The organism is Kribbella caucasensis (genome assembly GCF_004361855.1).
GTDB classification, from domain to species: Bacteria; Actinomycetota; Actinomycetes; order Propionibacteriales; family Kribbellaceae; genus Kribbella; species Kribbella caucasensis.
Genome location: NZ_SNWQ01000026.1, coordinates 1 through 12,947, shown reverse-complemented (window position 1 = coordinate 12,947; position 12,947 = coordinate 1). Strand labels below are relative to the sequence as shown.

The window sequence follows — 12,947 nt, the reverse complement described above, 5'->3', positions numbered from 1 at the left end:
TCGGCCCATGGCGATGGTGGTGCGGGGGGTCGCCTCGAGTTCGTTGCCGTGGACCCGCTCCATCACCACGTACGGCGCGTCGATGAGCGCGCGGGATTCGTCGAACTCCACGATCGCGGGCGTCCGCACTCCCGCTCGCCGAGCAATGGGGATCACGGCAACCTCCTTCCGCAGATCCCCTTCGAACTCCGCCGCGCGCGGAACCCGCAGTACGAGGTCGTAGCCAAGCTCGAAGACCCGATTCGCAACACCTCCCGCCAGCTCACGAACACCTGCGGGCTGCACCCCATACCGAGCCGCGACCACATCGACATCCACCCCCCGCAGTCTGCTCCCTCAGCGTCATGCCGGCCCACGGTTTTCCTCGCTCGCCTGGATACTGACGGGGTGCGAGTGGACCTTGATCCGGAAGTCGTGGGTGGCAGGGACTTCTACGCGGCGCTGAACGCGGTCGTCGTACCGCGGCCGATCGCGTGGGTCTCGTCGCGGTCGGCCGGCGGCGTACTGAATCTCGCGCCGCACTCGTTCTTCACCGTTTCGTGTGTGCGCCCGCCGATGGTGCAGTTCACCTCCGTCGGCCGCAAGGACAGCCTGAACAGCGTCGAGGCGACCGGTGAGTTCGTGGTCAACTTCGCGGCCGAGGCGTTGTTCGAGAAGGTCAACGCGACGGGGACGAACTTCCCGCCCGAGATCTCCGAATTCGAAGCGGTCGGCCTCACCACCGAGCCGTCCCGGACGATCTCGGTACCCCGAGTCGCGGAATCCCCGGTCGCGATCGAATGCACCCTGCACACCACCCTCGAACTGGGCGACTCCACCGTCGTCATCGGCCGCGTCCGTCATCTCGCCATCGCGTCCACCGTGATGGACGGCAACCATCCCGACATCCACAAACTCCGCCCACTCGCCCGCCTCGGCAAAGACGAGTGGTCCACGCTCGGCGAAGTTCGCACCATCTCCCGCATCCGCTACACCGACTGGCCCGGCCACTATTCAGCCAACTCCTCAGGTGGTCTGGGCGGCAGCGAGGAGCGCGGCCACTGATCGGTCTACGTCGGATTCGGTGGTCAGATGGTTGGAGACCGAGATCCGTACGTAGTGGCGGTCGTTCCAGGTGGTGCCGGCCAGCCAGCAGACGCCGGCCTGTTGAGTCGCGGCGATGACCCGATCGGTCTCCTGATCGGTGCCGAAGGAGACCAGAACCTGGTTGAGGTTGACCTCGTTGGCGATCTCGTACCCGGCCTCGGCGAGCTGGACGGCGAATCGGCGGGCCAGGTGGCAGCAGCGGTCGATGATCTCGCGGACCCCGTCACGGCCCAGTTCCTGGAGGCCGGCCCACACCGCCAGCCCGCGGGCGCGACGGGACGACTCAAGGGTGAAGTCGCCTGGCTCGGGCGCACCTGAGGTGATGAGGTACGAGGCGCTGTAGGAGGTGGCCCTGGCATGGCTATCGGGGTGGGCGGTGAACACGAACCCGCTGTCGTACGGCAGGTTGAGCCACTTGTGCCCGTCACAGCCCCAGGAATCCGCCAGTTCGACGCCTGTGACCTGATCCCGGAGAGTGGGGCTGGCCGACGCCCAGATGCCGAAGGCGCCGTCGACGTGCGCCCAGCCGCCGTATTCGTGGATGAGCTCGCAAGCCTCGCCGAGTGGGTCGATGGCGCCGGTGTTCACGTTGCCTGCTTGGAGACAGACGATCAGTGGACCCACATGGTCGACGAGCCGGGCTCTCAGGTCTGCCAGGTCGACGGCACCGTTGGGCGCTGAGCGCACTAGTTCGAGGTTTGCCGAGCCGAAGCCGAGCAGGCGGAGTGATCGGTCGATCGTCGCGTGACGTTCTTCGCCGGCCAGGATCCTGACCTTGGGCGCACCGGTCAGGCCGTCGGTCTCGACGTCCCAGCCGGCTTGCAGCAGCACGTGGTTGCGCGCGGTGGCGAGGCCGACGGTGTTGGCCGCCTGGGCGCCGGTGACGAATCCGACCGATGCCGTTGGTGGGATGCCGAGTAGCTCCTTCAGCCACGTGCCGGCTGCTTCTTCGGCGGCTGCGGCGGCGGGAGAGAGCACGCTGTTGAAGGCGTTCTGGTCCCAGCCGGCCGCGAGGATGTCGGCCGCGGTCGCGGCCGGAAGCGCACCCCCGACAACGAAACCGAAGTACCGCGGACCGGCGGTCGCGACCAGACCGCCATCGGCCACCGACACCAACTCCTCGATCACCTCATCCGCCGGCCGCGGTGCATCGCCGAAGGGACGATGAAAGTCCGCACGCACTTCGCCCACTGGCTTCGGCGCACGCACGCGCCGTTCGCTGAGCGACTCCCGGTACGCCGCGGCGTGGCCGGCCGCGTCGATGAACAGCTTGCGCAGATCCGGTGTTTTGTCTCCCATGATCCGACTCTCCCAGGTCTGTCCGATGTTGCCGATGAAGAACTACTCGAGGTTGCTGAGGGTTTGGGCGAGGGCCAGGAAGGCGGGGGACGGGCGGAGGTCTCGGAGGTTGGCGGGTTGGGTGGTGGCGGGAGTCCACGGGGGCGCGACCATCGGCGCTCCTGAGCCTTGCGGGGCGGCCAGGTAGATCCAGGGCGTCAAGGGCCCGGGGAGTTCGGTGTGGGTGCGGAGGGTGATGGCGAGCAGGGAGGCCAGGGCGGGGAGGACGGAGAGGTCGGTGATGACGTGGATGAGGAGGACGCTGCGGACGGGTAGAGCCACCAGGACTCCATGGGGTGGGTCTTCGATGTGGAGGGTTTCGCGGAGGACGGTGTCCAGGACCAAGGCCCGGGAGGCGGCGAAAGGGGAGTCGCTGAGGACGGCGAGTTGGGCGCCGTCGTTCTCGACGTACTCGACGGTGTCGGTGAGGCGGCACAGGTTGGCCAAACCGGCCTGATGGGCTTCGGCGGGGGTCATGCCGTAATCAGATGGGTCGCAATGAAGTGTGGCGATGTTGTCGTCGTACGTGCAGGGGACGGCGAGGAGGCTGGGCAGGAACTCGGGGGTCTGCGCCGTCCAGTCGGGCGGGAGTGAAGTCTTCGGGGTCAGGCTCAGGAGCAGATCGCGCTCGGGGTCGGCCGGCGGTGGTGGTGGGCCGGTGTGGAGGTTGATCCGGAGCTCGTCGAAGTGGGTTGCGACGAGGTGGGGCCAGTCGCGCTGGCGGTTCCGGGCGACGACTCTGGCCAGGTTGGTCAGGCCGGCGATCAGGGGTGGGGAGAAGCCGGGTGCGAACGCCTCGGTGCGCGGCTCGAGCAAGAGGGCGTCGGAGCCGTTGTAGGTGGCGTGCAGGCCGCGCTCGGCCGCGGCGGTCACGCAGAGCCGGACCAGGTGGGCCAGTTGGGCCTGGGTCAGTGGGGCGAGCGGGTGATGGTTGCCCGCGGCCCGTTCGGTGGATTCGTCGTGGATGATCATGTTCTCCACCTCCTCGCCAGAGAAAGTACGGGTGTTCACCCCGTTGCCCGGCGGCGAATTGAGAGCCTGTGGAAAACTCGGCGGGTGTTCGCCCGAAACGCACCCTGCAAGGAGCAGAGAGCCATGGCCGACGAGCCGCAGTCCCGTCCCACCTCGGCGACGCGGTTGTCGTTGTCGCACATCACCGCGCAGAACGAGACGAACCTGCTCGGCACCGTGCACGGTGGCGTGGTCATGACCCTGGTCGACTCGGTCGCCGGAGTCGTCGCCGCGCGGCATTCGGGCGGTCCGGCGGTCACCGCGTCAATGGACGAGATGGTCTTCCTGGTCCCGGTCCGGGTCGGCGACGTGGTCCACTTCAGCGCTCAGGTGAACTGGACCGGCCGCAGTTCGATGGAGGTCGGTGTCCGGATCACCGCCGATCGCTGGGACTCGGTCAGTCCACAGGTCCACGTGGCGTCGGCGTACCTGGTGTTCGTGGCGGTCGACGACGAGGGCAAGCCGCGCCCGGTCCCGCAGGTTGTGCCGGAGACCGATGAGGAACGCCGCCGGACCCGCGAGGCCGAGATCCGCCGCAGTCACCGGCTGGCCCGGCGCCAGGCGATCATCGAGTCCCGGCAGGCGAACGGCGACAAAGCCGAATGACAGTCTTCACCATTGCGAGGCGACAGGGCAGTTAACCCCGCGGCCAGCCGGCCAGTAGGTCCGCGGCCGCGCGTTCGGCGACCTCGGGGGCGTGCTCCATCGCCGCCACCCGGAAGCTCACCAGCGCTCCCTCGTGCAGCAGCAACAGGCGATCCGCCAGCTCCTCCACCTCGGCGAACCCGGCCAGCCTTGCCTGTGCGACGAACTCGGCCCGCAGCCATTGCTTCTGCCCCACGATCACCGGCATCGCCGGATGATCCGGAGCCGCCAGCTCGACGCTCGCGTTGATGAACCCGCACCCGCGCCGCGACTCCGCCAGCCAGTCGGTCAGCGCCGCGAACACCGCCAGGATGACCTCCTCCGGGCCACCCGGCCGGCGCCGCTCCAGCTGCTCGTCGAGGAACGCGTGCCACACCCGGTTCCGCCGGTCGAGGTACGCCGCGATCAGCCGGTCCTTCGACCCGAACCGGTCGTACAACGTCTTCTTCGTCACCTCGGCCGCCATGGCGATCGCGTCCACCCCGACCGCGCGGATGCCCTGCTCGTAGAACAGGGTCGACGCCGCGGTCAGGATCCGCTCGCCGGCCGCGGTCAACGGCTTGGCCGGCTCCTCGACGCCGGTCCGCTCCACCAGCAGTCCCGGTCTCACCTGCTGAACTACCATACTGACAGTATACCGACCGGTGTGGTTACAGTCCGGCCATGACAACCGAGACGCTCCAGACGCCCGTACTGCGAACCGCGGCCGGCCGCGCGATCCCGTTCCTCGCGGGTGCCGGGTTCGTCGTCTTCTGGAGCTCCGGCTTCATCGGCGCGCGCTGGGGGACGGAGTACTCGTCGGCGGTCGACCTGCTCGCCTGGCGCTTCCTGATCGCGGGCGGACTGGCTGCGATGGTCCTGCTCGTACGACGACCTCGGTTCACTCAGCGGGACGTCGTCACGCACCTCGGCATGGCGCTCCTCACCCAGTTCGTCTACCTGGGCCTCATCTTCATCGGGATCGACCACGGCATCCCCGCCGGCGTCACTGCCCTCATCGGCTCGCTCCAGCCGCTACTGATCGCCACGGTCGCGGGTCCGCTGCTCGGCGAGCACGTAACCCCGCGCCAGTGGATCGGTCTGGCCCTGGGACTTGTAGGAGTCGGTCTTGTCGTCGCAGAGGACCTCGGCGAGGGCCACACCTCACTGCTGTTGTTCCTGCTTCCCCTGGGCGGTCTGCTCGGACTTGTCGCGGGCACCTGTCTGGAGAGAACGCGGAAGCCCACCGCCGGACTGGTCGACGCGCTCTGTCTGCAGTCTCTGGCCTCTTGCGTCATGTTCATCGCAGTCGCCACCGCCACCGGCCAGATGACGGTCCATGGCGAGCCGGGCTTCTACGGTGCGGCCGTGTGGCTTGTGGTGCTGTCCACTGGTGGGGGATGGGGGCTGTACCTGGTCAACCTGAGGCTGTCGGGAGCAACGCGGATCAGCAGCCTCATGTACCTCGTACCGCCGACCACGATGGTGATCGCCTTCTTCGCCTTCAACGAGACGATCGGACTGCTCGCCCTGGCCGGCATGGTGGTCTGCGCCGTCGCAGTACTGCTGATCCGGTTCAGGGGTCGGTTAGGGCCTGTCTGACGGGCCCTAGTTGCGAGGCGCGGCCGGCGATGAACAGGCGGAGCGTCCGAGAGATGGTTACGCTGCGAGCATGGCGGAACCGCGATGGCTGGATGACAGCGAACAGCAGGCCTGGCGAGCGTTCATCGCGGCCCAGCGGGTCGTCAACGGGCGGATCGAGCAGCAGTTGCAGCGCGACGCGGGGATGCCGCACACGTACTACGAGATCCTGGTCCGGCTGTCCGACGCGACCGACGGACGACTGCGGATGAGTGAGCTCGCCGTCGCCACCCTGGGCTCGCGCAGCCGCCTGTCGCACGCTGTGAACCGGCTGGAGCAGGTCGGCTGGGTCCGCCGGGAAGGGATCGAGTCCGACCGGCGCGGTCAGGTGGCGATCATCACCGAGGCGGGCCGGCAGAAGCTCAAGGAGACCGCGCCCGGTCATGTCGAGACGGTCCGGGCAGCGGTGTTCGACGCGCTCAGCGAGGAGCAGGTCGCACAGTTGCACGACATCTGCGCGACGTTGGCGCGGCACTCGGAGGACACGTCCGACAGTCCGGCCTTGGAGCAGCGCTGAAGAAGCACGTTCGCTCGTTCGCAGATCGGCCCGGACAGCTGGTGAGCGCATCAGCAAGAATGACGCCGATGAAGACCTTCCAAGGCGCACTGGCGGTCGCCGCCGCAGTACTGCTGCTGGCCGGCTGCAGTGACTCCGCTCCGCCGACGGCCGGTCCGAGCACGATCCCCTCGTCGACGGTCCCGATCACCCCGACGACGACCCCCTCGACCGACACCCCGCCCAGTACCCCGACGACGCCCAGCCAGACACCGAGCCCGACGCCGAGCACCCCGGTGCCGAGCTGTGTCGACCAGAAGCTGACCGGACTGACCCTCCGCGAGCAGGCGGCCCAGCTGATCATGACCGGTATCGACGCGCAGGGCATGACCTCGTCCGAGCGCTCTGTCGTCCGCGCGCAGAAACCGGGCGGTCTCCTCCTGATGGGTTCCGGTGGCAGCGCCTCCCATACCCGTACTGCGATGGCCACGGCATCGGCAGCCAGTACTACGGACGGCATCAAGCCGTTCGTCGCCGCCGACCAGGAAGGCGGGAAAGTCCAGCGGCTGAAGGGGTCCGGATTCGACCGCATCCCCTCGGCAACGGTGCAGGGGACCTGGTCCACGCAGAAGCTCACCAGCGAAGCGCAGGACTGGGGCGCTCAGCTCAAGCGGGCGGGCATCAACATAGACCTCGCGCCGGTCGCGGACGTAGTACCGGCGTCGATGGGAGACGCCAACGCGCCCATCGGTGCACTGGATCGCGGTTATGGCAGTACGCCTGGTCCGGTCGGGGAGCACGTGGTCGCGTTCATCAAGGGGATGGATGCCGCGGGGGTGATGACGTCGGTCAAGCACTTCCCGGGGCTCGGACACGTGCGCGGGAACACGGACTTCTCCTCCGGCGTGGTGGACAGCAGCACGGTTCGCGATGACGACGACCTGGCGCCGTTCGCCGCGGGGATCCAGGCCAGCAGCGACATGGTGATGGTGTCCACGGCCACCTACACCAAGATCGACGCGAAGAACCGGGCCGTGTTCTCGCCGACGATCATCCAGGGCATGCTGCGTGGCGACCTCGGGTACGACGGGGTGGTGATCACCGACGACGTCGGCGCGGCGGCTGAGGTTGCGTCGGTGCCGGTCGGGGCGCGGGCCACCCGTTTCGTCGCGGCTGGTGGCGACATCGTCATCACGGCCAAGGCGTCGCTCACGTCCGTGATGGTCGGGGCGCTCGTCACGAAGGCCCAGCAGGACCCGGCGTTCGCGGCCCAGTTGCGGACCAGCGTCCGACGGGTGCTCGCGCTGAAGCATGACCGGGGCCTGGTGACCTGCGGGTGACGGATCAGCCCGGGCAGCCCCAGGAGGAGCCCGACCAGGAGCCGGACTACCGGTTCACGCTGGCGAACGAGCGGACGTACCTGGCCTATCTGCGGACCTCACTGGCCTGTTACGCCGGTGGGCTGTCCGCCGTACAGTTCCTTGACCTCGGCAATGACCGCTGGCCGGCCCGGATCATCGGAATCGTGCTGGTGACGGCGGGGATCGTCACGACCGCGGGCGCGTTCCTCCGGTGGCAGCAGAACATCACCGCGATGCGCCGGGGCGGACGGCTCCCGGTGACCCGGCTGCCGTTGATGCTCGGAGCAACCATCACCGTGGTCGGCGCGATCGGGTTGCTGTTCACCCTCTGGCGATGACGATGACACCGGATCCCGGCCTGCAGCCCGAGCGCACCATGCTCGCGTGGCGGCGGACGTCACTCGGCCTGATCGCGAACGGGATCCTGTTGCTTGCTTCCGGCCACGGTACGTCGAGTGTGCGGTTCGGGCTCGGCATCGTCGTCCTGGTGCTGGCGCTCTTCGGCTGGGCGGCCGTGAGCGCGGTCTTCCGCCGGGCAGCCCGAGCGTCCCAGGCTCCAGGGGCCCTCGGCCACGACCGCGTCTTGCAGGCGGCCGCAGGCGTGGTTCTGGTGGTCGGCGTCTTCGACCTGTACGCCGTTTTCACTCGCTGACATCAACTGGTTACGGATTGGTTGCGCAATGTAGGTGCATCGTCAACTTGTTCACGAACTCGCGATACGTTGACCGGGGCGGATGCGAAGTAGGCGATCCGTTGCACTTAGCATGTTCACGGTTTGTCCCTCGTTCACCCGGAGCTTGAAGTGCCGTTACGTCTGCGTCCGAACGACCCGACGTTCTACGACCTTTTCACCGAGTCCGCCAACCACCTCGTCGAAGGCGCCCGCATCCTGGCCGAGTTGCTCGGCAGCACCGCGGGGACCGGGTTGTCGGCCAGCCAGAAGATCGCCGCCCAGATGAAGGACGCCGAACACGCGGCCGACGAGACCACCCACTCGATCATCCGCCGGGTGAACTCCACCTTCGTCACGCCGTTCGACCGGGAGGACATCTACCGGCTCGCGTCCGATCTGGACGACGTGATGGACTTCATGGAGGAGGCCGTCGACTCGGTCCACCTGTTCGGCCTGGAGAAGCTGCCGGAGGAGATCGCTGAGCAGATCGAGGTCCTGCAGCGGGCGGCGACGTTGACCGCCGAGACGATGCCACGATTGCGCACGATGAAGGATCTGGCCGAGTACTGGATCGAGATCAACCGGCTGGAGAACACAGGTGACGCGGTGCACCGCCGGCTCATCGCCAAGCTGTTCAGCGGCGAGTTCGACGCGCTCACGGTGATGAAGGTGAAGACCGTGGTCGACCTGCTGGAGGCCGCGATCGACGCCTTCGAGCACGTCGCGAACACGGTCGAGCAGATCGCAGTCAAGGAGAGCTGAGCGTGGAGCTCGCGCTCGTCGTCGTGGTCATCGCGATCGCGCTGGTCTTCGACTACACCAACGGCTTCCACGACGCCGCCAACGCCATCGCCACTTCGGTCTCGACCCGCGCGCTCACGCCGCGGGTCGCTTTGGCGATGGCCGCGGTGATGAACTTCGTCGGCGCGTTCGTCGGTACCGAGGTGGCACAGACGGTCGGCAAGGGCATCATCAACACACCCACCGGAGAGCACGGCCTGGTGATCGTGCTGTCGGCCCTGGTCGGCGCGATCACCTGGAACCTGATCACCTGGTATTTCGGCCTGCCGAGCTCGTCGTCGCACGCGCTGATCGGGGGCCTGGTCGGAGCCGGGCTCGCCTCGGCCAGCACGGTGCTGTGGTCCGGCATCGTGGACAAGGTCGTGATCCCCATGGTGGTGTCGCCCGCCGTCGGCTTCCTCGGCGCGTTCGGGCTGATGACGGCGATCCTGTGGGTGTTCCGGCGCAGCAACCCGGGCAAGGTGAACCGGGGGTTCCGGCTCGCCCAGTCGCTGTCGGCGGCCGCGATGGCGCTCGGCCATGGGCTCCAGGACGCGCAGAAGACGATGGGGGTGATGTTCCTCGCCCTGCTCACGACCGGGCATGTCGACGCCGGCGACGGGATTCCGCTCTGGGTGCAGATCGCCGCGGCGTCCGCGATCTCCCTCGGCACCTACTCGGGTGGGTGGCGGATCATGCGCACACTGGGCCGGCGGATCATCCACCTCGATCCCGCCCGGGGGTTCGCCTCCGAGGCGGTCGCTGCCACGGTGCTGTATGTGATGGCGATCGGGCTGCACGCGCCGGTCTCGACAACGCACACCATCACGTCGGCGGTGATGGGGACGGGCGCGACGAAGCGGTTGTCGGCGGTCCGGTGGGGTGTTGCCAGGGGCATCATCACCGCCTGGATCCTGACCATCCCGGCCGCCGGTCTGGTCGCCGCCGGCTGCTACGCCCTGGCCCACCTGATCCTCGAGTAGACCGCCCTCTCGTACTACGAGCCGCCTGGCGCGCGGGCGGGGCGGTGCGGGCCCGGTGGTTTGGTTTCAGCGGTTCCAGCGGCGGATTGCCTTGGCTACGTCTTTGGTGCGGAGGCCGGACAGGCAGGTTTCCCAGTTGCCGGCCAGGGCGTCGCCTAGTTGGGAGATGTTGAGGAACGCCTGCGGGCGGACTGCCAGCACCCAGGTCGCGGCGGCCGCGTGGCCCTGGGTGAAGAGCAGGTGGTTCGCCGTCGCGTCGATCCGGCGTACCGAGTCGGCATTCGACCCCTCCAGCCCCTGCGTCGCCCAGGCCTGCAGTACGGCGGCGTCGTTGGCCGTCATCTTCGCCAGATAGGTGAGCGGGCCGCGCCAGAACCCGCGGCTGCCGATGTTGTCCAGGCTCTCCAGCGGGAACCAGCCGTTCTGGCACCGCCGCCCGTTCACCGCGGACTCCACCTCGCGGATCTGCTCCGGGCGCAGATCCGCTGTCGCCCAGGACAGGAAGAACGCGCCCGCGTCCGGAATCTCCTCCGCGACATGTGCGGGAATCTTCAGCATTCCCGGCTCGAAGAGATGCAACTCCTCGCCAGATTGAAACAACGACCTTCCCCCGCCCTGCTGACTTGACCGGCGGCCCCCGCCCGGGACCGTCGGCTCTGTCGAGAGGGATCCCCCAGATCCGGTACGACACCAAAGGCCCTTGGTACTCCGGTCCCCGGCCCCCGGTCAAGCCTGACGCGTCAATCATTTCCGAGTCTTCACTTCGGCCCAACACGCCGACTCAGAGGCGTCACACATCAAGCGGACGACGTTCAGCCGTCCAGCACGATCGCGGCGAGGTCTCGTGCGACCCGGGCGGGGTGCTGATGATTCTGGGTGGCGCCCATGACCAATGTCCCCTCGAGCAGCAGGTGCAGTTGCTCCGCAGCGTGCTCGGGCCGGGCATGACCGAGGGCCTCGAGCTCCCGGACCAGCAGGGCACGGATCCGCCGCCGGTACGCATCCGTCTCAGCATGAGCCGGATGGTCCCGATCCGCGAAGGCAAGGTCGATCGCAAGGTACCGACAGCCGCGGAAGCCCGCGTCCGACACAAGCTCATCCAGCCGGTCGAACAGCGTCAGGAGCCGGCCTCGGGGCGAATCACCGTCGCCCAGAGCGCACTCGTACCACGCCAGATCCTCATCGGCGGTGCGACGTAGAACAGCGGCCACCAGGCCGTCCTTGCCGCCGAAGTGCTCATAGAGCGACCTACGGGCGACGCTCGCCTCCTCCAGCAGGGCGCTCACGCCGACCGAGCCGCCACGCGAGTAGAGGAGCCTCTCGGCAGCGAGGAGCAGTCGCTCCCGAGGCCCCGCGGTCTCGGCCTTCCCGTTCATGCTCGGCTCTCCTTGCCAGTAGATCGATCGGTCTATATGCTACCGCATAGACCAATCAGTCTACTTCTGGAGGAACCTCAAGATGACTGCACCGGACGCTCCTTCGACCACTGAGACCGCCGAAACCATCCGCCTGTTCAGCGACGCTTTCCGGCGCCGCGACACCGAGGCGATGGCCGCACTGGTCCACGACGAGTGCCTGATGGTGTCTGCGCAACCGGCACCGGACGGCACCGCGTATGTCGGAAAGGAGGCGTGCGTGGACTTCTGGGCGGAGCTGATGGCCGACGAGGCCAGCACCTTCGAGGTCCAGCACGTCTTCGCCGATGGCGCCTGGGCAACGGTCCGGTGGCGCTACCGCTTCGGACCTACGGACGCAGAATCAGTGCTCGGCGTGAACGTAACCCGGGTGAGCAGCGGACGCGTCATCGAGCAACTCGGCTACACCAAAGTGCCCGGCGGGCTCCCACTCCCGGAGTGAGGGCAGGCGGTCAAACTCCCCGTACTACGGGCGTCCTGAAGCTCGTGATGAAGGATCCTGCCGGCAACAGTCTGCGGCAGCAGATCACCCGAGCCTAGGAACTGATCCGCTAACTCCGGCCGGACCTTTTGGCGGCGCGGCGGCGTAGTTCCTCCTGGTCGAGGCGTTCGGCCTCTTCCGGGGTGGGCGCGCCGCCGCCGTACGACGCGGGCAACCACCAGGCGCCGGCCGGCTGCTCCGGATAGGCCCGGATCGTCTGGTCGAGCAGGCCGGCCATCGTGGTCCGCAGGTGGGCGGTCGCCTCCGTCGCGTCGTCTTCCGGAGTGACCGTGATCGGCTCGCCGACGGTGATCGAGATCGGCCGGTGCCGGGTGAAGTCGCGCGGGTGGTCCTTGGTGTACATCCGCTGGGTACCCCACAGGATCAACGGGATCACCGGCACACCGGCCTGGGCCGCCATCCGGACCGCGCCCGACTTGAACTCCTTCAGCTCGAACGACCGGGAGATCGTCGCCTCCGGGAACACGCCGACCACCTCGCCCTCGCCGAGGTAGCGGACCGCCTGCTGGTAGGAGGCCGTCCCGGCGCTCCGGTCGACCGGGATGTGGTGCATGCCGCGCATCAGCGGACCTGAGTACCGGTTGCGGAACAGCACCTCCTTGGCCATGAACCGGACCAGCCGCCCGCTCGGCACCGCGCCGTAGCCGCCGAGGATGAAGTCGACGTAGCTGATGTGGTTGAGAGCGATCACCGCCCCACCGGTCCGCGGCACGTTCTCGGTCCCGGTCATGGTGAACCGCAGGTCGAGCACCTTGAATGCCGCCCGGGCGAACCCGACCACCGGCGGATAGACGATGTCGCGCATCCCCTGACGCTACCGGGTCCGCGCAAGGGGGCACTAGAACTGATCGGTGTGTGCATTTCGATTAGGAGGTAGTCCGTCAAAACGCGGCCGGCCGGCGCTCGAGCAGGCGGGGCGGGGCTGCGATCCGCGGACTACGTCCTAATGAGAGTTACCGAGTCGCCGTCCGGCAGACTCGGGACTGGTAAGCCGCCGGTGGGTGAGCACTCCTACGTCCTGGACCTTTGAGTCCTGT

At 67.9% G+C, this 12,947-nt stretch carries 16 protein-coding genes and 1 pseudogene; 10 read left to right on the top strand and 7 right to left on the bottom strand.

Going from position 1 to position 12,947, the window contains the following annotated elements:
• Positions 1-36 precede the first annotated feature (36 nt).
• A pseudogene (locus EV643_RS46145) lies at positions 37-285 on the bottom strand (phosphotransferase family protein); the annotation flags it as partial.
• A 102-nt stretch (positions 286-387) separates the two neighbouring features.
• Here EV643_RS46145 and EV643_RS36400 point away from each other — a divergent pair.
• Positions 388-1,044 (top strand): flavin reductase family protein, encoded by a 657-nt coding sequence (locus EV643_RS36400; RefSeq protein WP_133804763.1) that lies wholly within the window; start codon positions 388-390, stop codon positions 1,042-1,044.
• Here the strand turns inward: EV643_RS36400 and EV643_RS36395 are convergent.
• Positions 1,006-2,385: a pyridoxal phosphate-dependent decarboxylase family protein gene (locus tag EV643_RS36395; protein WP_133804762.1), complete on the bottom strand. Its 1,380-nt coding sequence runs from the start codon at positions 2,383-2,385 to the stop codon at positions 1,006-1,008. The two genes, EV643_RS36400 and EV643_RS36395, sit on opposite strands and share 39 nt — an antisense overlap.
• Positions 2,386-2,427: 42 nt before the next feature.
• Complete coding sequence (locus EV643_RS36390) at positions 2,428-3,396, bottom strand: hypothetical protein (protein ID WP_238166054.1); 969 nt, start codon at positions 3,394-3,396, stop codon at positions 2,428-2,430.
• Between the two features lie 123 nt (positions 3,397-3,519).
• Between EV643_RS36390 and EV643_RS36385 the strand changes: the two genes are divergently transcribed.
• On the top strand, positions 3,520-4,041 hold the full coding sequence (locus tag EV643_RS36385; protein WP_133804761.1) for an acyl-CoA thioesterase: 522 nt from the start codon (positions 3,520-3,522) through the stop codon (positions 4,039-4,041).
• A gap of 31 nt (positions 4,042-4,072) precedes the next feature.
• On the opposite strand, the gene EV643_RS36380 is transcribed toward EV643_RS36385, so the two are convergent.
• Positions 4,073-4,705: a TetR/AcrR family transcriptional regulator gene (locus EV643_RS36380; RefSeq protein WP_133804760.1), complete on the bottom strand. Its 633-nt coding sequence runs from the start codon at positions 4,703-4,705 to the stop codon at positions 4,073-4,075.
• A gap of 38 nt (positions 4,706-4,743) precedes the next feature.
• Here EV643_RS36380 and EV643_RS36375 point away from each other — a divergent pair, with 38 nt between their 5' ends.
• The 7 genes from EV643_RS36375 to EV643_RS36345 all read left to right on the top strand — a co-directional run bounded on the left by EV643_RS36375 (position 4,744) and on the right by EV643_RS36345 (position 9,993).
• Positions 4,744-5,661, top strand: a complete 918-nt coding sequence (locus EV643_RS36375) for a DMT family transporter (protein ID WP_133804759.1) — start codon at positions 4,744-4,746, stop codon at positions 5,659-5,661.
• A 70-nt stretch (positions 5,662-5,731) separates the two neighbouring features.
• Positions 5,732-6,217, top strand: coding sequence for a MarR family winged helix-turn-helix transcriptional regulator (locus tag EV643_RS36370; RefSeq protein ID WP_133804758.1), 486 nt, complete (start codon positions 5,732-5,734; stop codon positions 6,215-6,217).
• Between the two features lie 68 nt (positions 6,218-6,285).
• On the top strand, positions 6,286-7,536 hold the full coding sequence (locus tag EV643_RS36365) for a glycoside hydrolase family 3 N-terminal domain-containing protein (protein WP_238166053.1): 1,251 nt from the start codon (positions 6,286-6,288) through the stop codon (positions 7,534-7,536).
• Positions 7,533-7,895, top strand: coding sequence for a YidH family protein (locus tag EV643_RS36360; protein WP_133804756.1), 363 nt, complete (start codon positions 7,533-7,535; stop codon positions 7,893-7,895). The genes EV643_RS36365 and EV643_RS36360 overlap by 4 nt, the downstream gene beginning before the upstream one ends.
• Positions 7,892-8,209: a DUF202 domain-containing protein gene (locus EV643_RS36355; RefSeq protein WP_238166052.1), complete on the top strand. Its 318-nt coding sequence runs from the start codon at positions 7,892-7,894 to the stop codon at positions 8,207-8,209. The genes EV643_RS36360 and EV643_RS36355 overlap by 4 nt, the downstream gene beginning before the upstream one ends.
• 150 nt (positions 8,210-8,359) lie before the next feature.
• Positions 8,360-8,992, top strand: coding sequence for a DUF47 domain-containing protein (locus EV643_RS36350; protein WP_133804755.1), 633 nt, complete (start codon positions 8,360-8,362; stop codon positions 8,990-8,992).
• A gap of 2 nt (positions 8,993-8,994) precedes the next feature.
• Positions 8,995-9,993 carry an inorganic phosphate transporter gene (locus EV643_RS36345; protein WP_133804754.1) on the top strand — a complete coding sequence of 333 codons (999 nt, stop codon included), beginning with the start codon at positions 8,995-8,997 and terminating at the stop codon, positions 9,991-9,993.
• A 66-nt stretch (positions 9,994-10,059) separates the two neighbouring features.
• On the opposite strand, the gene EV643_RS36340 is transcribed toward EV643_RS36345, so the two are convergent.
• Both EV643_RS36340 and EV643_RS36335 read right to left on the bottom strand, forming a co-directional pair.
• Positions 10,060-10,551, bottom strand: a complete 492-nt coding sequence (locus EV643_RS36340; RefSeq protein ID WP_133804753.1) for a hypothetical protein — start codon at positions 10,549-10,551, stop codon at positions 10,060-10,062.
• Positions 10,552-10,805: 254 nt separating this feature from the next.
• Entirely contained in the window at positions 10,806-11,369 is a 564-nt protein-coding gene (locus tag EV643_RS36335) for a TetR/AcrR family transcriptional regulator (protein ID WP_133804752.1), read from the bottom strand.
• A gap of 82 nt (positions 11,370-11,451) precedes the next feature.
• On the opposite strand from EV643_RS36335, the gene EV643_RS36330 reads away from it, so the two are divergent.
• A complete protein-coding gene (locus EV643_RS36330) occupies positions 11,452-11,850 on the top strand; it encodes a nuclear transport factor 2 family protein (protein WP_133804751.1) in 399 nt (132 codons plus the stop codon).
• Between the two features lie 109 nt (positions 11,851-11,959).
• Here the strand turns inward: EV643_RS36330 and EV643_RS36325 are convergent, their stop codons facing one another.
• Complete coding sequence (locus EV643_RS36325; RefSeq protein ID WP_133804750.1) at positions 11,960-12,715, bottom strand: lysophospholipid acyltransferase family protein; 756 nt, start codon at positions 12,713-12,715, stop codon at positions 11,960-11,962.
• Between the last annotated feature and the right edge of the window lie 232 nt (positions 12,716-12,947).